Annotated in this window: 22 protein-coding genes; 11 read left to right on the forward strand and 11 right to left on the reverse strand. The window is 66.8% G+C overall.

The features are described 5' to 3' along the window. Positions 1-42 precede the first annotated feature (42 nt). The 3 genes from panB to C8J24_RS01785 form a co-directional block, all read right to left on the reverse strand. Positions 43-915 carry a 3-methyl-2-oxobutanoate hydroxymethyltransferase gene (gene panB / locus C8J24_RS01775; protein WP_107929859.1) on the reverse strand — a complete coding sequence of 291 codons (873 nt, stop codon included), beginning with the start codon at positions 913-915 and terminating at the stop codon, positions 43-45. Between the two features lie 85 nt (positions 916-1,000). Beyond that, a complete protein-coding gene (locus C8J24_RS01780; RefSeq protein ID WP_107929861.1) occupies positions 1,001-1,282 on the reverse strand; it encodes a DUF427 domain-containing protein in 282 nt (93 codons plus the stop codon). Positions 1,283-1,293: 11 nt separating this feature from the next. Further along, a complete protein-coding gene (locus C8J24_RS01785) occupies positions 1,294-1,650 on the reverse strand; it encodes an ArsC family reductase (protein ID WP_107929864.1) in 357 nt (118 codons plus the stop codon). 254 nt (positions 1,651-1,904) lie between these two features. Between C8J24_RS01785 and C8J24_RS01790 the strand changes: the two genes are divergently transcribed. From C8J24_RS01790 to C8J24_RS01810, 5 genes are all read left to right on the forward strand, one after another. Beyond that, positions 1,905-2,135: a hypothetical protein gene (locus C8J24_RS01790; protein ID WP_156363278.1), complete on the forward strand. Its 231-nt coding sequence runs from the start codon at positions 1,905-1,907 to the stop codon at positions 2,133-2,135. A gap of 70 nt (positions 2,136-2,205) precedes the next feature. Next, complete coding sequence (locus C8J24_RS01795) at positions 2,206-4,281, forward strand: NAD(+) synthase (RefSeq protein ID WP_107929866.1); 2,076 nt, start codon at positions 2,206-2,208, stop codon at positions 4,279-4,281. 120 nt (positions 4,282-4,401) lie between these two features. Further along, positions 4,402-5,172, forward strand: coding sequence for a CDP-alcohol phosphatidyltransferase family protein (locus C8J24_RS01800; RefSeq protein WP_244180336.1), 771 nt, complete (start codon positions 4,402-4,404; stop codon positions 5,170-5,172). Positions 5,173-5,187: 15 nt separating this feature from the next. Further along, positions 5,188-6,279: an inositol-3-phosphate synthase gene (locus tag C8J24_RS01805; protein WP_031396675.1), complete on the forward strand. Its 1,092-nt coding sequence runs from the start codon at positions 5,188-5,190 to the stop codon at positions 6,277-6,279. Position 6,280: 1 nt separating this feature from the next. Next, positions 6,281-6,982: a phosphocholine cytidylyltransferase family protein gene (locus C8J24_RS01810; RefSeq protein WP_107929870.1), complete on the forward strand. Its 702-nt coding sequence runs from the start codon at positions 6,281-6,283 to the stop codon at positions 6,980-6,982. Between the two features lie 16 nt (positions 6,983-6,998). Here the strand turns inward: C8J24_RS01810 and C8J24_RS01815 are convergent, their stop codons facing one another. Then, on the reverse strand, positions 6,999-8,234 hold the full coding sequence (locus tag C8J24_RS01815) for a M24 family metallopeptidase (RefSeq protein WP_244180338.1): 1,236 nt from the start codon (positions 8,232-8,234) through the stop codon (positions 6,999-7,001). Between the two features lie 105 nt (positions 8,235-8,339). Here C8J24_RS01815 and C8J24_RS01820 point away from each other — a divergent pair, with 105 nt between their 5' ends. Then, on the forward strand, positions 8,340-9,677 hold the full coding sequence (locus tag C8J24_RS01820; RefSeq protein WP_031441733.1) for a dicarboxylate/amino acid:cation symporter: 1,338 nt from the start codon (positions 8,340-8,342) through the stop codon (positions 9,675-9,677). A gap of 58 nt (positions 9,678-9,735) precedes the next feature. On the opposite strand, the gene C8J24_RS01825 is transcribed toward C8J24_RS01820, so the two are convergent. From C8J24_RS01825 to C8J24_RS01850, 6 genes are all read right to left on the reverse strand, one after another. Beyond that, positions 9,736-10,371, reverse strand: a complete 636-nt coding sequence (locus C8J24_RS01825; protein ID WP_107929875.1) for a glutathione S-transferase family protein — start codon at positions 10,369-10,371, stop codon at positions 9,736-9,738. Then, complete coding sequence (locus C8J24_RS01830; RefSeq protein ID WP_107929878.1) at positions 10,368-11,225, reverse strand: class I SAM-dependent methyltransferase; 858 nt, start codon at positions 11,223-11,225, stop codon at positions 10,368-10,370. Before C8J24_RS01830 ends, C8J24_RS01825 begins: the two co-directional genes overlap by 4 nt. 259 nt (positions 11,226-11,484) lie before the next feature. Beyond that, positions 11,485-12,558, reverse strand: coding sequence for a recombinase RecA (gene recA, locus C8J24_RS01835; protein WP_031396669.1), 1,074 nt, complete (start codon positions 12,556-12,558; stop codon positions 11,485-11,487). Between the two features lie 313 nt (positions 12,559-12,871). Beyond that, positions 12,872-13,729: a 4-(cytidine 5'-diphospho)-2-C-methyl-D-erythritol kinase gene (locus C8J24_RS01840; RefSeq protein WP_107929882.1), complete on the reverse strand. Its 858-nt coding sequence runs from the start codon at positions 13,727-13,729 to the stop codon at positions 12,872-12,874. A 20-nt stretch (positions 13,730-13,749) separates the two neighbouring features. Continuing rightward, the gene (locus C8J24_RS01845) at positions 13,750-15,174 is read right to left on the reverse strand and encodes a tetratricopeptide repeat protein (protein WP_244180340.1); all 1,425 of its coding nucleotides are present in this window, start codon (positions 15,172-15,174) and stop codon (positions 13,750-13,752) included. A gap of 4 nt (positions 15,175-15,178) precedes the next feature. Then, complete coding sequence (locus C8J24_RS01850; RefSeq protein WP_107931401.1) at positions 15,179-16,840, reverse strand: electron transfer flavoprotein-ubiquinone oxidoreductase; 1,662 nt, start codon at positions 16,838-16,840, stop codon at positions 15,179-15,181. 150 nt (positions 16,841-16,990) lie between these two features. Here C8J24_RS01850 and C8J24_RS01855 point away from each other — a divergent pair, with 150 nt between their 5' ends. The 4 genes from C8J24_RS01855 (at position 16,991) to C8J24_RS01870 (ending at position 20,666) form a co-directional block, all read left to right on the forward strand. After that, positions 16,991-17,758 (forward strand): uracil-DNA glycosylase, encoded by a 768-nt coding sequence (locus C8J24_RS01855; protein ID WP_031394585.1) that lies wholly within the window; start codon positions 16,991-16,993, stop codon positions 17,756-17,758. Then, positions 17,755-19,626, forward strand: a complete 1,872-nt coding sequence (locus tag C8J24_RS01860; RefSeq protein ID WP_107929884.1) for a lytic transglycosylase domain-containing protein — start codon at positions 17,755-17,757, stop codon at positions 19,624-19,626. Before C8J24_RS01855 ends, C8J24_RS01860 begins: the two co-directional genes overlap by 4 nt. A gap of 6 nt (positions 19,627-19,632) precedes the next feature. Then, positions 19,633-20,160, forward strand: a complete 528-nt coding sequence (moaB, locus tag C8J24_RS01865) for a molybdenum cofactor biosynthesis protein B (RefSeq protein ID WP_107929887.1) — start codon at positions 19,633-19,635, stop codon at positions 20,158-20,160. Positions 20,161-20,381: 221 nt separating this feature from the next. Next, positions 20,382-20,666: a hypothetical protein gene (locus tag C8J24_RS01870; RefSeq protein ID WP_107929890.1), complete on the forward strand. Its 285-nt coding sequence runs from the start codon at positions 20,382-20,384 to the stop codon at positions 20,664-20,666. A 9-nt stretch (positions 20,667-20,675) separates the two neighbouring features. Here C8J24_RS01870 and C8J24_RS01875 read toward each other — a convergent pair whose 3' ends face one another. After that, on the reverse strand, positions 20,676-20,858 hold the full coding sequence (locus C8J24_RS01875; protein ID WP_031394581.1) for a hypothetical protein: 183 nt from the start codon (positions 20,856-20,858) through the stop codon (positions 20,676-20,678). A 153-nt stretch (positions 20,859-21,011) separates the two neighbouring features. Between C8J24_RS01875 and C8J24_RS01880 the strand changes: the two genes are divergently transcribed. After that, on the forward strand, positions 21,012-21,734 hold the full coding sequence (locus C8J24_RS01880) for an outer membrane protein (protein WP_107929892.1): 723 nt from the start codon (positions 21,012-21,014) through the stop codon (positions 21,732-21,734). The last annotated feature ends 14 nt before the right edge of the window (positions 21,735-21,748 follow it).

Here is a 21,748-nt window from a genome sequence, read left to right on the forward strand (position 1 = left end):
GGCGCGGACCTTAGCCGCCACGCGTCCGAAACAAAAGCCGGATCAATCCACCGTGCCGGCGCGCGGCGCATAGCTCTGGTCGGGTCCCGGAAAGGCACGACTGCGAACCTCGTCAGCATAGGTCTCCGCCGCGCCCGAGATCTTGGCGGCGAGATCCTCGAACCGCTTCACGAACTTGGCGGTACGGTCGAACAGGCCGAGCATGTCCTCGGCAACAAGCACTTGGCCGTCGCACTCGACCGATGCGCCGATGCCGATCGTCGGACAGGCGACCGCGCGCGTGATCTCGATCGCGATCGGCTCGACCACGCCCTCGATCACCAGCGCGAATGCGCCCGCCTCAGCGACCGCCTTGGCATCCGCGACGATCTTCGCCGCCTCCTCGGGCGTACGGCCGCGCGCGCCATAGCCGCCCAGGACGTTGACCGCCTGCGGGGTGAGGCCGACATGCCCCATCACCGGAATCCCGCGCTCGACCAGGAACCGTACGGTCGGCGCCATCGCGGTGCCGCCCTCGAGCTTCACCGCCGCCGCACTGGTCTGCTTCAGCAGCCACGCGGCGCTTTCGAACGCCTTTTCGGGTGATGCCTCATAACTGCCGAACGGCATGTCGATCACGACCACCGCATGATAGCTGCCGCGCACCACCGCCGCTCCGTGCGCCGCCATCATCTCGAGCGTGACGGGCACGGTCGAGGGCAGGCCGTAGATCACCTGCCCCAGGCTGTCGCCGACCAGCAGCATGTCGCAATGCGGATCGAGCAGCTGCGCGTTGCGCACCGTATAGGCGGTGAGCATGACGAGCGGCACCTGCCCCTTCTGCCGGCGGATCGCGGGGATCGTCAGCCGCTTGAGCGGGGCGGGCGTCGGGTTGGCGCGACTCGTCGCGGTGTCGAGCGTGTAGGTCGTGGACATGGGCGCGCGTTCTAGCGAAGCCGATGCCGCTCGCCCAGCCCGTCCCGTCGCGCCCGCCCGAGCCCGCCCTGGCCCCCCGCGAGGTTCAGCCGACCGTCACGCCCTTCCAGAATGCATAGCGGTCCTTGATCTCGGCCGCGGCGGATTTGGGATCGGGATAGTACCAGACCGCATCGACGTTGCGCTTGCCGTCGACGACCAGCGTCTTGTAGCGCGCCGTACCCTTCCACGGACAATTCGACTGCGTCGCGCTGTCTTCGAGCAGCGCCGGATCGACGCTGTCCGCGAGAAAATAGTGATTGCCCTCGACGACGACGGTATCGTCGGACCGGGCGATCTCTTGGCCGTTCCATGTAGCGACAGGCATGCTCGTCTCCTTCAGGCGTTCCCCAGCTCCGCCGCCTCATACCGCTCGGGCTTGAACCCGACCAGCAGCGTCTCGCGGGTATCGAGCACCGGGCGCTTGATCATCGACGGCTGTGCCAGCATCAGCGCGACCGCCTTGTCCGCGTCCAGGTCGACGCGGTCAGACTCGGGCAGTTTCCGAAACGTGGTGCCGGCGCGGTTGAGCAACGGCTCCCACCCGACCCGGCCGATCCAGTCGCGCAGTCGTGCGTCCTCGATTCCGGCGGTCTTGTAGTCATGAAACACATAGGCGACGTCATGCGCTTCGAGCCACGCGCGCGCCTTCTTCATCGTGTCGCAATTCCTGATCCCGAACAGCGTGATCGTCAAAATCGCTTCCCCATAAGACACCCTGCCACGCATCCCGCGTGCCATCGCCTGTCAGTCCCGATAGCAGATCTGCCTGCCGATCGCGCAACAGCCGCAGTGCGGATTTTTGCCATGGACGGTGGAACCTCGGCGCCGCGAAATGGCTGTACGATTTACGGAATGACCAAGACAAGTTGCGGACATAGAAGGTTTTTCGGCGGGATGCCGTGAAAGACCTGTCGGGTCCGATGACGGCAGGCGATGGGAGCGGGATGATGACGGACAAGGCTGCAGAAGCGCGACAACTGAACCTCATTACCCTCTTATTCGCGATCCTCGCATTTGGCGGCATACTCGCGCTGGGCAGTGTCGACGCGAAGACGAAGCAGCAGCGGTACCGGATTGCGAAGACCTACCAGATCTCCGAACGGCAGAAGCTCGAACGCCGGCGCGCCCGTGCCGTGCAGGGGGTCATCGCCTCCACGTCTGCGCAGAGCGCCCCCTGACAGCAGCCTCAGCATATCCGGCCGGTGAAGCCGGTAGCATGAACTGCCCCGCGCGTTTAACGATCGGCGCATGACGCACCCATTCTACACGATCCACACGCACGGCCTGATCCGGGTTGCCGCAGCAACCCCACGAGCGTCGGTCGGGGATACTGCCGCCAATGCCGCGGCGACGATCGCGCTGGCGACACAGGCGGATGCGCAGCATATCGACCTCGTCGTCTTTCCCGAACTCAACCTCACCTCCTATGCGCTCGACGATCTGCATCTGCAGACCGCGCAGCAGCGTGCGACGCTGGCGGCGATCGATAGCGTCGTCGCGGCGAGTGTGACGCTCCGGCCGGTGCTGCTGGTGGGCGCGGCGCTGGTGCGCGCGGGGCGGCTGTATAATTGCGCCGTTGTGATTGCGCGCGGTCGCGTGCTCGGGGTCGTGCCGAAGACCTTCCTGCCCAACTACCGCGAATTCTACGAAAAGCGCTGGTTCGCGAGCGGCGCGGGACTGACGGGGCTGTCGATCGATCTCGGCAGCGAGTCCGTGCCGTTCGGCACTGACCTGATCTTTGCGGCGAGCGACCTGCCGGGCTTAGTGGTCCATGCCGAAATCTGCGAGGATTACTGGGCCCCCACCCCGCCATCGACCGCGGGTGCGCTGGCCGGCGCGCTGATCTGTTGCAACCTGTCCGCGTCGAACATCGTCATCGGCAAGGCGCGCGAGCGCGAGATGCTGGCGGCGGCGCAGTCGGCACGCGCGGTATGCGCCTATGTCTATTCGGCAGCCGGCCCGGGCGAGAGCACGACCGAGGTCGCATGGGACGGCCAGGGGCTGATCCACGAGCTCGGCGAACAGCTCGCCCAATCGCGCCGCTTCGCGACCGAGCCGGATCTGGTCGTCGCGGACGTCGATTGCGAGCGGATCGCGCAGGAACGGCTGCGGACCGGCACGTTCAACGACGCGGCGGCGTTTGCGGGGCATCCCGAGACGCGCGTCCGGCGGATCGCGTTCGATCACCTGACCAATCCCGCCGTCGCGGACGTCGGGCTCGAACGCGTCGTCCCCCGCTTCCCGTTCGTCCCCAATGATCCCGCCCGCCGCGACGAGGATTGTTACGAGGCGTTCAATATCCAGGTGGAGGCGCTGGCGAAGCGGCTCGAGGCGGCGCGGGCGCGAACGCTGGTGATCGGCGTGTCGGGCGGGCTCGACTCGACGCATGCGCTGATCGTTGCGGCCAAGGCGATGGACCGGCTCGGCCGCCCGCGTGCCGATATCCTCGGCTTCACCATGCCCGGTTTTGCGACAGGCGAGGGCACGAAGGCGAATGCCTGGGCGCTGATGCGCGCGCTGGGCATCACCGCCGAGGAAATCGACATCCGCCCCGCGGCGCGGCGGATGCTCGAGGATATGCGGCATCCCTTTGCCGATGGCGCGCCGACCTATGACATCACCTTCGAGAACGTCCAGGCGGGGTTGCGGACCGATTATCTGTTCCGTCTCGCCAACCAGCGCGGCGGGATCGTGGTCGGCACGGGCGACCTGAGCGAAATGGCGCTGGGCTGGTGCACCTACGGCGTCGGCGACCAGATGAGCCATTATGCGGTCAACGCGGGCGTGCCCAAGACGCTGATTCAGTTCCTGATCCGCTGGTGCATCCGGACCGGCCAGTATGACGCCGCGACCGATGCAATCCTGTCGACGATCGTCGCGCAGGAAATCTCTCCCGAACTCGTCCCCGCGGGTGCGGACGGCGCGCTGCAGAGCACCGAATCGATGATCGGGCCTTATGCGCTGAACGATTTCTTCGCGCATTACGTGATCCGCTATGGCCTCGCGCCGTCGAAGATCGCGTTTCTCGCCTGGCATGCCTGGCGCGATGCGGAGAGCGGGGCATGGCCCGCCGACCTGCCGGCGACTGCGCGCGTCGCCTATGACCTCTCGACGATAACCGCATGGCTCGAAAGGTTTCTTCAGCGCTTTTTCGCGACGAGCCAGTTCAAGCGATCCGCATTGCCGAACGGGCCAAAGGTCTCGGGGGGCGGCGCATTGTCGCCGCGCGGCGACTGGCGCGCACCGTCGGATGGAACCGCGCGGGTCTGGATCGACGAATTGCGCTCAGCCGTTCCGCAGGCCGAGCCAGGCCACCTTGCATAAACCGCGTGCCGCGCGCATTATGAAAATCCTATGACAGTGGCTCCACCGGATGGATCGCGCGATCGCCGGATCGAGATCCCATCTAACCTTTGGCTGATTCACCCGGCAGGCCGCGCGCTTTTGCCCCTCGCACTCGCGCGTCGCATCTCGGCGAACACGGTGTCGGTGGCGGGACTGGTCCTGGGGGGCGCTGCTGCGCTGGCCTATACGCATTGGGGCAATCCCGCTTTGGCGCTGGTCGGCCTGGCCCTGTCGATCGGATGGCTGATCGCCGACGGTCTGGACGGCATGGTCGCCCGCGCGACCAAGACCGCGAGCCCGCTCGGGCGGATGCTCGACGGTCTATGCGATCACGGCGTGTTCGCGCTCATCTATATCTCGCTGGCCCTCACCATCGACACGCCCGAGGCCTGGATCCTCGCGGTGGCGGCGGGCGCCGCGCACGCGGTGCAGTCCAACATGTACGAGGGTGAGCGCTCGCGCTTCCATCGCCGGATCCGCGGTGTCGCACTCGACGCGCCGCCCGTGCCGACCGGCAACGCGCTCGTCCGCTTCTATGACGGGGTGGCCGGTAGCATCGACCGGATCGCGATGCCGTTCGAACGCACGCTCGGTCAGGCCAGCGATCCTGTCGCGCTTGGCCAGAGCTATGCCGCGCGCGCAGTGGCGCCATTGCGCTTCATGGCCTTGCTAACCGCGAATGTCAGAGTATGGGCGATCTTCGTCGCCTGCTTTGCGGGCAACCCGCGCATCTTCTGGTGGTTCGAGATCGTCCCTCTGACGCTCGTCGCCATCGTCGGGCTCGTCTGGCACCGTCGTGTCGAACGGGCTTTCGTCCGTAATACCGCACCGCCGCGATCGAAGACCGCGTCGCGCATGCATCTTTCGTAAGGAACAGGGTCAGTAATGAATAGCATTCGGATCGCCGTGGTCGGCATCGGCAACTGCGCGAGCTCGCTCGTCCAGGGTCTCGAGCATTATCGCGAGGGGGCAAACGACCAGGTCGGCCTGATGCATTTCGACATGGGTGGCTACAAGCCGAGCGACATCAAGGTCGTTGCGGCCTGGGACGTCGATCGTCGCAAGGTCGGCAAGGACGTCGCCGAGGCGATCTTTGCCAAGCCCAACTGCACCGCGGTGTTCGCCCCCAATGTCGGCAACACCGGCACCATCGTGAAGATGGGCAAGACGCTCGACGGCGTCGCCGATCACATGTCGGACTTCAAGGACGACCGCACGTTCCTTCTCGCCGACGCCGCAGAGCCGACGCGTGAGCAGGTCATCGCGGATCTGAAGGCGTCGGGCGCCGACGTTCTGATGAACTACCTGCCAGTCGGTTCGCAGGAAGCGACCGAATTCTATGCCGACTGCGCGATCGAAGCCGGCGTGGCGTTCGTCAACAACATTCCCGTCTTCATCGCGTCGAACCCCGTCTGGGCAAAGAAGTTCGAAGACGCCGGCGTCGCGATCATCGGCGACGACATCAAGGCACAGCTCGGCGCGACGATCGTCCACCGCGTGCTGACCGACCTGTTCGCCAAGCGCGGCGTGAAGCTGGATCGCACCTACCAGCTCAACACCGGCGGCAACACCGACTTCCTCAACATGTCGAACCATCGCCGTCTCGAATCGAAGAAGATCTCGAAGACCGAAGCCGTCCAGTCGGTCGCGGCCGAGCGCATGGACGACGACAACGTTCATATCGGTCCGTCGGACTATGTCCCCTGGCAGAACGACAACAAGGTCTGCTTCCTGCGCATGGAAGGCCAGCTGTTCGGCGGCGTGCCGATGAACCTCGAGCTGCGCCTGTCGGTCGAGGATTCGCCCAACTCGGCGGGTGTCGCGATCGACATGATCCGCTGCGCCAAGATCGCAAAAGATCGCGGCATCGCCGGCGTGATCGACCCTGCATCGGCCTATTTCTGCAAGCATCCGCGCACGCAGATGACCGACGATCTCGCGCAGATCGAGGTCGAGCGGTTCATCAAGGCCGCCTGACATGATCGAGACGGCTGTCATCCTCGCCGCCGGGGAAGGCAGCCGTCTTCGCGCCTCGGCGCCTTATAAACCCCTCTGCCCGGTCGCCGGCCGCCCCCTCATCGCGCATGCGCTCGAGGGTCTTGCGGAAGCAGGGATCAGGCGTGCGATCGTCACGCTGAGCTACGGCCGTGACGCGATTGAGGCCTATCTCGCCAGCCGCAGCTGGCCGCTCCATGTCGAAACCGTCCTTGCGGATCACCGCGAGCCCAATGGCGTATCGGTGCTTGCCGCGACCGACGCGCTGGCCGGGCAGGACGCGGTTCTGGCGATGTGCGACCACCTCGTCCTCCCCGCGCTGTATCGCCGCATGGCCACCGCCGGATCGGGCAACGGGCTTCGGCTCGGCATCGACCGCCGGCTCGGTCATCCCTGGGTCGACCCCGAAGACGTCACGTGTGTCGCGACCAACGGGTCGGCGATTGTGGCGATCGGCAAGGGCCTCGAACCGCATGACGCCTATGACACGGGGGTTTTCGCGATCTCGCCGCGCCTCGGCGCCGCGCTCGCCACGCTGGCCAGTCCCTCGCTGACCGAAGGCGTCCGCATGCTCGCCGCGGAGAACCGTGCCGAGACCGTCGACTGCAGCGATATCGACTGGATCGACGTCGACGATGCAGCCGCCCTCGCGCATGCCGAACGCTGGATGAGCCAGGCCGCCTGAACAGGCCCCGGGCTCGTCAGCCCAGCGGGCGGTCGAGCGACGTGGGCGGCACGCTGAACCAGCTCGGCCCCTCTTCGGTCATGTGGAAGCAATCCTCGATCCGGATGCCATAGCGCCCGGGGATGTAGATGCCGGGCTCGTCGCTGAAACACATGCCCGCCGCGAGTTTCGTCGCCTCGCCCCGCACCAGATTGACCGGCTCGTGCCCGTCCATGCCGATCCCGTGCCCCGTCCGGTGCGACAGCCCGGGCAGCTTATAGCCCGGACCATAGCCCAGCGCCTGATAATGCTGGCGCACCGCATCGTCGACGCTGCCCGCGGTCGCGCCGATCCGCGCGGCGGCAAACGCGATCTTTTGACCGCGTATCGCCTGGTCCCAGGTCTTGCGCTGGTCGGCGGTGGCGGATCCGTGAACCCAGGTGCGCGAGACGTCCGACTGATAGCCCTGCACGGTGCACCCGCAATCCATCAGCACGACCTGCCCGTCCGCGACGCGGTGGATCTCCCGGCTGCCATGCGGATAGGCCGAGGCTTCGCCGACCAGCGCCATCGAGAATTCGGGCGCCCCGCCGAGCTTCCGCGTCGCGGCCGTCATCAGCGCGCCGATCTCGGGACCGGTCATGCCCGTCTCGACCCGCGCATGGGTCCATCGATAGGCGGCGAGCGTGACGTCCGTGGCCGTCTGCATCAAAGCGATCTCGGCAGGCGTCTTGATCATCCGACAGCCGCGCACGACCGGATTGGCCGACACGATCCGTGCCTCCGGTACCAGCCGACGGAGCGCGTCGATGGCGAAGAATCGCATCGTCTCCTCGATCGCGATCGGCCGCGCAATCAACCGGCGATCGCGCAGGAAGCCCGCCACCACCGCGAGCGGGTTTTGGTCCTCCTGCCAGACGCGAACCTCCGCCGGCACCGCGAGTGTCTCGCGCACCGACGGCTCCTCGAAGAACGGCGTGACGATACAGAGCTGCCCCTCGACCGGCAGGATCGCGGCGGTCAGCCGCTCGCTCCGGCTCCAGCGGACACCGGTGAAGTAGAGCATCGACGACCCCGGCTCGATCAGTACCGCGCCGATCCCTGCCGCCTTCATCAGCGCCTGGGCGCGCACCAGTCGAGCGGCGCGCTCGTCCGCATCGATCGGCTTGGCACCCCCGGTGAGATCGGACAGTGCCGACAGGTCGGGTTCTGCCGCGCGCAGGACCGCGCCGATCGACAGCAGCGGGAGCGCGGCGGCGGCACTTAGGAGCATGCGCCTGGTGGGTAATTCGGGAGAGATTGCCATGTCGGGACGATAGGGTCCTTGACCCGGGCGCCGCAATCCCCTTCCCTCCTGCGCGAGTTTCGGGAGCGTTTAATGGCCAAGCGGCTAACCTATTATATCCTGTTCGGGCTGGTCGCCGGCATGGCCGTCGGCTGGATTCTTAACGCGTCGATCGACGACGGCAGTGCGCAATCCGCCGCGCAGCTGAAGGACATTGCCGGCTATTTCTCGATCGTCACGTCGCTGTTCCTGCGGCTGATCAAGATGATCATCGCACCCTTGGTCTTCTCGACGCTGGTCGTCGGCATCGCGCATATGGGCGACACCGGCGCGCTCGGCCGCGTCGGCCTGCGCAGCCTCGGCTGGTTCATCTGTGCGAGCCTGTTGTCGCTGACGCTCGGCATGATCCTGGTGAACGTGCTGCAGCCCGGGGTCGGCCTCGCGCTCGCCATCCCGCCGGCGACCGCGTCGAGCGGCGTCGACCGAGCCGCCTTCGATCTCGCCAAGTTCATCACCCATATCGTTCCCGACTCGATGATTTCGGCGATGGCGAGCAACGAGATCCTTCAGATCGTCGTCTTCTCGGTGTTCGTCGGCGTCGCGATCACCGCGGTCGGCGAAAAGGCCGCCCCCCTCGTCAAGGCGATCGAGGCGCTCGTCGCGGTGATGCTGCAGATCACCAACTATGTGATGCGGTTCGCGCCGTTCGCGGTGTTTGCCGCGGTGACCGCGACGCTCGCCGAACGGGGCCCGAGCATCCTCGGCGATCTCGGCTATTTCATGCTGACCTTCTATCTCGGGCTGGCACTGCTCTGGCTGATGCTGATCGGCATCGCCTTCCTGCTCATCGGCCCGCGGACGCGGCTGCTGGTGCGCTATATCCGCGACCCGCTGATCCTCGCCTTCTCCGCGGCGTCGTCGGAGGCGGCCTATCCGCGTACGCTTGAGGCGCTCGACCGGTTCGGCGTGCCGCCGCGGATCGCCAGCTTCGTGTTGCCGCTCGGCTATTCGTTCAATCTCGACGGGTCGATGATGTACATGACGTTCGCGTCGCTGTTCATCGCGCAGGCCTACGGAATCGACATGCCGATCGGCCAGCAGATCGCCATGCTGCTGGTGCTGATGGTCACGTCGAAGGGCATCGCCGGCGTGCCGCGTGCCTCGCTCGTGGTGATCGCGGGCACGCTGTCGATGTTCAAGATTCCGGAGGCCGGCATCCTGCTCATCCTCGCGGTCGATCACTTCCTCGACATGGGCCGGTCGGCGACGAACGTCATCGGCAATGCGGTCGCCGCGACCGTGGTCGCGAAATGGGAGGGCGGGCTCGACGAGCGTGAACCCGCCGACCGCGACCCGCCGCACGCACCGACCGGGCATGGCCCGAAGGTGAATGTCGACAGCTATGAGAAGATCAAACCCGGCCAAGCCTGAGCGGCACGGGGGACGTCAGGAGGCGGTTGCCCCGCCCGCCTCGTGGCGTGCGCCCGGGTCAGGCATAGGCATAGGGGCCGCCCTTCTGTAGCCCCGCCTGATAGGCCGGGCGCGCGTGGACCTTGCCGAGCCAGGCGATCGTCGCGGGGCGCGATTCGTCGAGCCCCGCACGGCTGCGCGCCGCCTCGAGCGGAAAGCTCATCATGATGTCCGCCGCGGTCATCTGGTCGCCCGCAAACCAGGGGCGCTTGGACAGTTCGGCCTCAACATAATCGAGATGGACATCGATCATCGGCTGAATGCGCTTCAGCGCGATCTTCCCCATCACCGGGATCCTCGCGAGCACCAGCTTCAGCAACAGCGGCGGCATCATCGACCCTTCGGCATAATGCAGCCAGAAACGGTAGCGCAGCGCGTCCGCGCGCTTGGCGGGGGCCCCGAGCCGACCGTCCGCCTTGTCGACGAGATATTCGACGATCGCGCCGGTTTCCGCCACGACCCGCCCACCTTCGACGTCGCGGTCCTCGATCACCGGCGACTTGCCGAGCGGATGGACCGCCTTCAGTTCCGGGGGTGCGAGCATCGTCTTCGGATCGCGCGCATAGCGCTTGATCTCATAGGACAGCCCGAGTTCCTCGAGCATCCACAGGATTCGCTGCGACCGCGAGTTTTCGAGATGGTGGACGGTGATCATGGCAGGCTCCCTTGGCTGTCGCGCGCTGCGTGCGCCGTCCATATCCAGGCAGCGGCCGGAAATTCGACCGCATCCCCGGCCAGACGATCGACACAGGCGCTGGTCAGACGCGCCAGCGCCTGTTCGCGTTCCGCGCCGTGCGTGTCGCGGATCCGCGACGCCGCGGGGCCGATCCGGCTGAGGTAGTCGACCGCGTCCGCCACCGGATCCGCGCCGCCTCCCGCGCGATAAGCGAATTCGACACGCTGTGGTGTCGTCGCGCGCCACCCGGCCTGCTTCAGCATCTCCGCGACATAGGCCGGATCAGCGAAGGCAAAGGGCCCCGGCGCGATTGTCCCGCCCGTCGCTTCCGGCGCAACATCAATGCTCGCGACGGTTTCCACCGCCCAGCGATTGGCGGAACGCTCGGCGAAGCATGAGAAGACGATTCTGGCTCCAGGTGCGGCTGCATTGGCAAGGCGCCCAAAGGCGGCCACCGGATCGGCGAAAAACATGACCCCATGCCGCGAGACATAGAGGTCGATCGGCGCATGCGTCTCGACGCTCGCCGCGACGTCGGCGCAGTGGAACGCGACATTAGTCAGATGCCCGGCCCGGTGGTTCGCCACCGCGATCAGTTTCGGAGATAGGTCGATGCCGATCACCTGCCCGTCCGGCAGAGCCTCCGCGCTGGCCAGCGACGTGGCGCCGGCGCCGCAACCGATATCGACGATAGTGCGGGTCTGCGGGCCTGCCGCCGCAAGGATCGCGGCGTTCAGTACGGGCGCAAGCCCCTCGAAGCTGCGGTCGGTACGGCGCCATTCCGTGGCCCAGATGTCGCCGACGCGTCCGGTCCAGTCTCGATCACTGGTCATGATCCGCCGTATCGCATGGTCGAACTCCCGTCTGTGCGCACAAGATCAGCTCTTGTGGCGCGTTTGACGCAAGTCGTGAAGCGTATGCCCGCCAAGGCTCGCTGGATTTCCGGACGATCGCCCAACACGCGTCCCGCTGCGGCCTATCAGCTCAACCAGGCGAGACGAGACTCGCCCGACCCATCAGCCCTGGACGCTGCCTCGCCCTGTCGCAGGAAGCGGAGCCCTTCCCCGCGAGGAAAAGGGCTCCGACTCTCACTCAGGCGTCGTCTTCGGCGTCGGGACCGACCATCATTTCCTCGGCGACCTTGTCGGTGCGCGCGCGGATCTGCTTTTCGAGACGATCGGCAGTCTCGGGATTGTCCTTGAGGAAGGTCTTCGAATTCTCGCGACCCTGACCGAGCCGGACGCTGTCATAGCTGAACCACGCACCCGATTTCTCGACCAGCCCGGCCTTCACGCCGAGATCGAGAATCTCGCCAAGCTTGGAGACGCCCTGCCCGTACATGATGTCGAATTCGACCTGCTTGAACGGCGGTGCGACCTTGTTCTTGACGACCTTCACGCGCGTCTGGTTGCCGGTGACCTCGTCGCCCGCCTTGACCGCACCGATGCGGCGAATGTCCAGACGGACCGAGGCGTAGAACTTCAGCGCGTTGCCGCCCGTCGTCGTCTCCGGGTTGCCGTACATGACGCCGATCTTCATGCGGAGCTGGTTGATGAAGATCACCATGCAACGCGACCGGCTGATCGAACCGGTCAGCTTGCGAAGGCTCTGCGACATCAGGCGCGCCTGAAGCCCGACATGGCTGTCGCCCATCTCGCCCTCGATTTCGGCGCGCGGCACGAGTGCCGCGACCGAGTCGACCACAAGCACGTCGATCGCGTTCGAACGCACCAGCGTGTCGACGATCTCGAGCGCCTGCTCACCAGTGTCAGGCTGCGACACGATCAGCTCGTCAATGTTGACGCCGAGCTTCTTGGCATAGACCGGGTCAAGCGCATGCTCGGCGTCGACGAACGCAGCAGTGCCGCCATTCTTCTGCGCTTCGGCGATGACGTGGAGCGCGAGCGTGGTCTTGCCCGAGCTTTCCGGACCGTAGATCTCGATCACGCGGCCGCGCGGCAAGCCGCCGACGCCGAGCGCGATGTCGAGCCCGAGCGAGCCGGTCGAGATCACCTCGACCTGCATCGTCTCCTTCGAGCCCAGACGCATCGCCGAGCCCTTGCCGAACGCGCGGTCGATCTGCGCGAGTGCGGCATCGAGCGCCTTCTGCCGGTCGTTGGTTGCTGTTGCCATGCCGGTGTCGATCACTTTCAGATTAGCGGCCATCGATAAGCTCCCATCGCTAAAGCAAGCGCGCGTGCCATTCAACGCGTCAAACGCCATGTATTGCTTTTGTTCTCACGGAACAAGTGCGGAACATCGGGGAATGTGAAAAAGGGCGGCCGCCTTTCGGTGACCGCCCTCCCATCATGGGTCCGCTTCGGCGTCTTGGGAGAAACCTTGGGCCGGTCGGCAAACCGTGGCGCCGATCCGGTAGTGGACATCCCGATTTGACGCCTCCGACCGGTGCGATGCAATCGATTTTACAGCGTCCGGAGTCCCAAAGCCGAACAGTTTCAACGCGGCAATTGACCTGCGTTTAGCGCAGCGCGCACGCCAGCGTCCACCAGCCCTGCGCAGCGGCATCCGTCGCCGCGGAATAGCGGGCCGCGATGCTGTCGAACAGCGCAAAGCAGGTCGCCCCCGACCCCGACATGCGCGCGAGCAGCACGCCCGGCGCCGCATCCAGCAGCGCGCGGACGCGGGCAATCTCCGGCGCGATCGCGCAGGCCGGCGCCTCGAGGTCGTTGCGCCCGGCGATCGCGCGTTCGAGCAGCGGCCCCTCGCCGAGCGGCCCGCGGTCGATCCCGTCCCACGCGCCGAATACCGCCGCGGTCGACACCGCCACCCCCGGATTGACGCACAGCAACGGCGTTCCCGCCAGCCCGTCGAGCTCGACGAGCGTGTCGCCGCGCCCGGTCCCGAACGTCGTCCGGTTGACGAGGCAGGCAGGCACGTCCGCACCCAGTCGGGCGGCAATGTCGTGAAGAGCCGGATCCTGCACCGCGACGCCGTGCAACCGCGCCAGCGCGCGCAGCGTCGCCGCGGCATCGGCGGACCCGCCACCGATCCCGGATGCGATCGGCAGCCGCTTGTCGAGCGTGATCGCGTGGTGCGCGGCGATCCCGAACGTCGCGACGAACGCGTCCGCTGCGGCCGTCACGAGGTTGCCGTCCCATGGCGCGGCGTCGGTGCCCCCCGCCGCCGGACGCAATGCCGCGGCGAACGGTCCGATGATGGCGAAGCTGTCCGCGTCCGCCGTGCGCACCGTGACGGCGTCGCCATGCTCGGCAAAAGCGAACAGCGTCTCGAGTTCATGATAGCCGTCCGCGCGGCGGTGACGCACATGCAGCGCGAGATTGATCTTGGCAGGTGCGGTTTCGGTCGTCGTCGGCATCGGGGTCTCGGGATCAGGGGTCAGCGGCGCGCAGCGATCGGCAAGCCGGTGTCGATCTTCGCGGCGATGCGCGCGCGCTCCTCGGCATCGCCGGTGACGATCGCGGCCTGCCACGCATAGCGCGCCTCGTAGCGTCGGCCCATGCTCCAATAGGCATCACCCAGATGATCGCCGATTTCGGCATTGGTCGGCTCCGCCTGCGCGGCACGCTCGAGCAACGGCAGCGCGCGTCGCGTATCGCCGGCGCGGTGATAGGCCCAGCCGAGCGAGTCGGTGACGGACGGGTTGGCGGGATCGAGCCGGCTCGCCCGTTCGAGCAGGCGAATCGAGCCCGCGATGTCGTCGCCATGCTCGACCTGTGCGAATCCCAGATAATTGAGCGCGAGCGGTTGCGTCGGGGCGAGGGCAACCGCCTTGCGGAGCGCGACGCGGGCCTCGGGCCAGCGGCCCGCCTGATCGAGCGCCCCGCCATATTGCAGCCACGCCCCCCAGCTTCCGCGCGCGGCCGCCGGCGCGCTGCGGTCCGCCGCCAGAACCCGGCCATACCACTGCGCCGCCGCCGCCGCATCGCCGGTCGTCAGCAACAGGTCAGCGTAACGCTGCCAGTCACCGGCGACCGCCTCCTGCCGCTCGGCGCGTGTCCTCGCGATGGCCAGCGCCGCCTCGTCACGGCCGGCAACCGACAGGATTTCGAGACGCTTGGCGATCGCCGTCTCTGCGGACGGCGACGTGCCATCGACCCTGTCGAGGACCGCCATTGCGCGGTCGACCCGGTCGCTATGCGCAAGCGCGTCGGCAAGGACGATTCGCGCGGGGGCATAATCGGGATCGGCCTCCACCGCCGCCTGAGCGAGCGCGATTGCCAGCGGCGACGGCGCCCCTGCGACAAGGTCCCCCGCCAAACCCGCGAGTGTCTGTGCAACGGCAAGGCCGAGTGGCTGGCGCGCGGGGGCGGCAGCGATGCGCTTACGCGTCTCGGCAGCGAAGCGGCGCGCGACCGGATCCTCGCCCGCGGTTGCCAGCGCCGCGCCCGGGTCACGATGCTCGGCACGCGCCACCCACGCGTTCAGCGATGGTGCGAGCACCACCAGCGGGCCCTTGCCGAGCGTGGCGATCGCCGTCCGGGTCGCCCTGGTGTCGCCCTTGCGCGCGGCGGCGGCGAGCGGGAACAGTGCAGCGTCCGCGGGCGCGACCCCGGCTTTCGCCAGCACCCCCGCTGCGCGCGCGACGAGCGGCATGTCGCCCGCCTCGATTCCCTCCCGGTAGGCGCGGATCGCAACGACCGGATCGTCGGGTGCCGCCGCCAGTGCCCGAGCATACTGGTCCGCGGCAATCATCACCCTCCCGTCCGCATCCGCGGCGCGCGCCTTGAGATAGGCAGAGAGACCACCGGTGTCGGCCAGCGCCGCCGTCGGGGCGGTCAGCAGGCCGATCGCCAGCAGCACAGACTTACATGTTGGGATAGTTGGGGCCTCCACCGCCCTCGGGCACGACCCAGTTGATGTTCTGTGTCGGGTCCTTGATGTCGCAGGTCTTGCAGTGGACGCAGTTCTGCGCGTTGATCACGAACTTCGGATCGCCCGTCTCTTCGCCCACCACCTCGTAAACGCCGGCCGGGCAATAGCGTTGCGCGGGCTCGTCGTACATCGGCAGGTTGTAGGCGATCGGCACCGCCGGGTCCTTCAGCGTCAGGTGGACCGGCTGGTCCTCCTCGTGATTGGTGTTCGAGATGAACACCGACGACAGCCGGTCGAACGTCAGCACGCCGTCCGCCTTGGGATAGACGATCGGCTTGACCAGATCCTTGCGCCACAGGCTTTCGTGATCGGGATGATGGTGCAGCGTGAACGGCACCTTCAGACCCCAATGCTCGAGCCACATCGTCACACCGGCAAGGCCGGACCCGAGCATGTCGCCGAACTTCTTGACCAGCGGCACGACGTTGCGGACGACCGACAGCTCCTTCTTCACCCAGCTGCGCTCGAACGCCTCCGGATAGGCGGCGAGTTCGTCATGCCCGCGCTGCGACACGATCGCCTCGACCGCGGCCTCGGCCGCCATCATGCCCGACTTCATCGCGGTGTGGGTTCCCTTGATCCGCGGCACGTTGAGGAAGCCGGCGCTGTCGCCGATCAGTGCGGCACCCGGCATCACCAGCTTCGGAATCGACTGCAGCCCGCCGTCGCTGATCGCGCGCGCGCCATAGCTGACACGCTTGGCGCCCTTCAGCAGCGCCGCGATCTCGGGATGCGTCTTCCAGCGCTGCATCTCGTGGAACGGCGAAAGATGCGGATTGGTGTAGTTCAGCCACGTGACGAAGCCGATCGAGACCTGGCCATTGGCCTGGTGATAGATCCAGCCGCCGCCGTTCGACCCGTCGGTTTCGCTGAGCGGCCAGCCCTGCGTATGGATGACGCGGCCGGGCGAATGGAGCGCGGGATCGATGTCCCACAACTCCTTGATGCCGAGACCATAGACCTGCGGATCGCTGTCCTTGGCGAGATCGAACTTCGCGATCAGCTGCTTGGTCAGGTGACCGCGGCAGCCTTCGGATAAGAAGGTGTATTTGGCGTGGAGTTCGAGCCCCGGGGTATAATCGCCCTTGTGCGTGCCGTCGCGCGCGACGCCCATGTCGCCGGTCGCGACGCCCTTCACCGACCCGTCGTCGTTGAACAGGATCTCGGCGGCCGCGAAGCCGGGGAAGATCTCGACGCCGAGCTCCTCCGCCTTGCCCGCCATCCAGCGGCACAGATTGCCGAGGCTGCCGGTATAGGTGCCCTTGTTGTGCATGAACGACGGCGTGACAAAGTGCGGCATCTCGCTCTTCTTCGTCTTGCTGAGGATCCAGTGATGATTCTCCGTCACCGGCACCTCGGCCAGCGGACAGCCATTCTCGCGCCAGTCGGGCAGCAGCTCGTCGAGGCTCTTGGGATCGATGACCGCGCCCGACAGGATGTGCGCGCCGACCTCGGATCCCTTTTCGAGCACGCAGACCGAGATGTCCGCGTCCTTCTCGGCCGCCAGCTGTTTCAGCCGGATCGCTGCCGATAGCCCCGCGGGACCTGCGCCGACGATCACTACGTCGTAGGGCATCGATTCACGTGTCGTCATCATCGTCTCCCGGGGGATGGTCCCTGTCTGCCCGGCTTCCCGCCCCTCCCGTTCGTTCGGGCTCGGGCCGGCACCGTCTTGTCCGTGTCGCGTCTATTTAGGCGATTGCGCGAGTTGACCGCCACGTCAACCACGCAGCATAGGAGACATATGGGGGCGGATCAGACCATCGACTGGCGCAACGCCGCGGTCAGCGTGCTCGACTGGTGGCACGATGCCGGTGTCGACATGCTCGTCGACGACGCCCCGCGCGACTGGTTCGCGGCACCCGAACCGCTGGTTATCGCGCCGCCGGCGCCCGCCGGCGTGCCCGTCGCACCGCCGGTGGCGGTCGCCACGATGCCGCTCTCGCTGACCGAATTCCTGGCCTGGCGGACCGGCGCGGATGTGCCCGAGGCGGGATGGAACGGCATTTCGCTGGCGGCCGAGGGGCCCGCTGACGCTACGGTCATGGTGCTTGCCGACTGCCCCGATCGCGACGACGGCACGGACAATGGCGGCGCCGGACAGCTGCTGAGTGGCGCATCGGGTCGCCTGCTCGACCGCATGCTCGCCGCGATCGGGCTGACCCGGTCGGAGGTCCATGTCGCCGCGGTCTGCGCCAAGCGCCCGACCGCGGGTCGCATCCAGCGCGAGGTCGAGGACCGGCTGGCGGAGATCGCCAAGCATCACATCGAACTTGTTGCGCCCAAGCGGTTGCTTCTGCTCGGCAATGCGGCGAGCCGTGCCATCCTCGGGATGGAATTGCAGGCGGCGCGGGGACGTTTACATGGAATTAGCCATAAGGTCGGAGAAGCAGGCGTGGTCGCCAGCTTTCACCCGCGCTTTCTGATCGAGAAGCCGGCGGCCAAGGCAGAAGCCTGGAAGGATTTGCAGATGTTGATGGGGGGCCAGATGTCTCAGGAGACGCGGGCATGACCCGCACGCTCGCAATCCTGCTCGGTTGTGCGGCATTGCCGCTGCCCGCTCTGGCGGCACCGATCGCCGACAGCGGTACGGGCGATGCCCGACTCGTTGCCGGTGCACCGACCGCCGAACAGATTCCCGATCAGCTCGATCCGGCGCAGCGTGACGCCTATCGCGCGGTCTTCGGCGCGATCCGCGACGGCAAATGGACCGATGCGCAGATCCAGCTTGATACCATGAAGCCCGGCCCGCTCCATGCGATCGCGCGCGCCGAGATGTACATCGCCAAGGGATCGCCACGGATCGAGATGGCGCCGCTCGTCGCGCTGCTGAACGAGGCCCCCGAGCTGCCAGAGGCGGAACAGATTGCACGCCTCGCCGCGGTCCGCGGTGCGGTCGATCTGCCTCCCCTGCCCGTCGCGCAGCGTTTGATCTGGCAGGACGGCGCACCGCGTCGGGTGCGCGCGAAGAGCCTCAAAGGCGATATGATCGCTGCCGACCTCGCGCTGAAGATGCAGCCTTACGTCAAGGCGGACATGGGCCGCGAGGCACAGTCGCTGCTCGACAGCACGCCCGGGCTCACGCCCGAGACGCTGACCGAATGGCAGCAGAAGATCGCGTGGATTTATTTCCTCCAGGGTGACGACGCCAATGCGCGCGTGATGGCCGCCAAGGGCCAGGACGGTGTCGGCGAATGGGCGGTCCAGGCCCGCTGGGTCGGGGCGCTGGCTGCGTGGCGACAGAATGACTGTGCCAACGCCGGCACGGGGTTCGAAGGCGTCGCGGCACGCGCGGGCGATGTCGACCTGCGCGCGGCGGCGCTCTACTGGGCGTCGCGCGCCGACATGGTCTGCGCACGTCCCGACAAGATCCAGGGTCGGCTGAAGGCTGCGGCGCAGTTCGGCGAAAGCTTCTACGGCCAGCTCGCACGCCAGCAGCTCGCGATGGCCGATCCCGCGCGGGTCGGCGGCAGCGGTCCAGGCGGCGTGGTAGCTCGCGACTGGAAGGTCGTCGAGAAGCGCCCCAATGTCCGCGTCGCAGCCGCGCTCGTCGAGGTCGGCGAGACCGATCTGGCCGATACCGTCATCCGCCAGCAGGCGAAGATCGGCGATCCCCGCGAATTCCGCAATCTCGTCCGGGTCGCAGAGGCGCTCAGCCTGCCCGCCACGACCGTCTGGCTCGCGCATAATTGCCCGCAGGGGATCACCACCGCGGCCGAGGCGCGCTATCCGACGCCGAACTGGACGCCTGACAGCGGCTGGCACATCGACAAGGCGCTAGTCTACGCGCACACGCTCGAGGAATCGCGCTTCCGCAACACGGTGCGCAGCCCCGCGGGTGCTTACGGCCTGATGCAGATCATGCCCGCGGCGGCGACCGATTTCGCGCGCGAACGCGGCACGTCGATCGACCTCAAGGCGCTGACCAAACCGTCGACAAACATGGACATCGGCCAGCGGCATCTCGAACGGCTGCGCGACATGGCCGGCGTTACCGGGGGGCTGCTGCCCAAGGTGATCGCAGCCTATAATGCGGGCCCGCGCCCGGTCGGCGACTGGAACGCAATCGTCCACGATAATGGCGATCCGCTGCTGTATATCGAGAGCATTCCCTATTGGGAGACGCGCGGTTACGTCACCACCGTGCTGCGCAACTACTGGATGTACGAGGCGCAGGGTGGGCGGAAGGCCTCGACCAGCCGCAACGCACTGGCGCAGGGCATGTGGCCGCGGTTCCCCGGCCTGCCCGGCGCGACCGCGATCCGCATGAACGCCCGGCCCAATGCACGCGCGAGCGCGAGCCTCACCGCGCATCAGCCGATGATCGCGGTCAACGCCAGCGTCGGTGCGCAATCCTCCACCGTCACACGCGCGGACTGATCGTTTATGCCAATCGACGAAAGCCGGACCTTCCTGCCGGTCCGGATCGCCGTGCTGACGGTGTCCGACACGCGCGGACTGGCCGAGGATCGCTCGGGCGATACGCTCGTCGCACGACTGGCAGAGGCAGGGCATGTGCTCGCCGACCGCCGGATCGAGAAGGATGACGTCGAGACGATCGTCGCCCGCCTCCACGCCTGGATCGATGATCCGGCGGTCGATTGCGTCATCACCACGGGCGGCACCGGCGTCACCGGCCGCGACGTGACGCCCGAGGCGGTCGAGCGCGTCGCCGAAAAGATGATCCCCGGGTTCGGCGAGCTGTTCCGGATGCTCAGCTACAAGACGATCGGCACGTCGACGGTGCAGTCGCGGGCCTGCGCCTGTGTCGCGCACGGCACCTATATCTTCGCGCTGCCGGGTTCGACCGGCGCTGTGAAGGACGGGTGGGACGGGATCCTGCGCGACCAGCTCGACAGCCGTCACCGGCCCTGCAACTTCGTCGAACTGATGCCGCGCCTGCTCGAGCGCTGACCGCGCACGTCGACGGGCCATGTTTCGGCATCGATTCCCAACTGATGGCGCGATTTCCGCTGGGCGTGGATCGTGCCGATCGCCGCTGCGGGCAAAAAGACGAGGTTTTAGAGCGCAGAAGCGAAGTGTCTTAGTGTAGTAGTCAACTGGCACGCCAGATGCATTGGTCTTCATGCCGCCCCCGGGCGGCTCGACCTCATCTTCTGGAAGGACACACCGTCATGCCCGCTCTGCCAACCACGCGCACGCTCGGCCGCACCGTCACCCTCATCACGATCGCCATCGCCACGGCCGCCAGCCCGACGATCGCGAACGCCGCTCCGCGGGGAAGCGCGACACAGGCCCAGATGACGACGCTGAAATATGATGCGAAGTCGCGCAAATATTGCCTGACCGAACCCGCGGTCACCGGCACCCGCATCGACCGGATCACCTGCCGCACCGCATCCGCCTGGGCCGCGTCGGGCCTCAACATGCCGAAGGAGTTGATCCTCGCCCAGAAATGATCGTGGCGTTCAGCCTCTCGCGGCGTGGATCAGATCGACGAGCTGCTTGTTGATCGCCGCGCCGTGGAGGTGGAGATGCACCGCGTCATACCCCTCGCGACGCAATCGCTGGCGCAGACCGTTGACCGAATCGCACTCGCCGGACCGCGCAAGTTCGAAGGCCCGCTCCACCGTCGTCAGATTCTCTGCCATGCCCCGTTCTACGCGCAAAACCGCCCCGCGACCATCCGCGGCGCCTTACCCGGCCTGCCGCGCTTCCGGTTAACGTCCTGTCAGCATTCCCGCGCGATACCAGGCAGGTACCGGCCCGTCGACGACGACGGGCGGCAAGGGGGAAGTATCAGTATGCGTAAAATCTACCTGCTCGCGCTCGTCGCAGCCGGGACGGCCGCCACGCCGGTCGTGGCGCAGTCGTCCGACGGCCGGACCTATGACGGTCGCGCCTATGATCGATTCGACCGCGATTCGCGCGGCAATCCGGCGAGCCAGGTGTCGGGCCTGCGGGTCGAACCGCGGATCGGCTATGAACGCGTCATTTCCGAGCTGAACGTCGACACGGCGACCGACTCGGCAAATGTCCGCGTCGGCAAGAGCGGCGTCACCTATGGCGGCGAGGTCGGCTATGACGCGCAGGTCAATGTCAGCGCGGTGCTCGGCGTCTATGCCGGTCTCGAAGGGTCGAGCGCGAAGGAGTGCGAGAACGACATCGTGAGCGTGGGCGATCGCACCTGCATCGCCGCGAACCGCAACATCGCCGTCGGCGCCCGCGGCGGGTATCTCCTGTCCCCGACGACGCTTCTCTATGTGAAGGGCGGCTTTTCGAGTGGCCGGCTGCGCCTGAGCAACCGCAACGCGACGGTTGAGGAAAACAACGTCGCGGGATCCGACTCGCTCAGCGGCTTCCACGCGGGGGCCGGTATCCAGACCGCGTTCTCGTCGCGCTTCTACGGCAAGCTCGAGTACGTCTACACCGATTATAACGGCTATGAGGCGAACGACGGCACGACCAAGACCAGCCTCGATTTCAGCCGCCACCAGGCGATCGCGGGGTTCGGCGTCAGGTTCTGAACGCGCATGACGAC

It is taken from the genome of Sphingomonas aerolata, from assembly GCF_003046295.1.
Classification (GTDB): domain Bacteria; phylum Pseudomonadota; class Alphaproteobacteria; order Sphingomonadales; family Sphingomonadaceae; genus Sphingomonas; species Sphingomonas aerolata.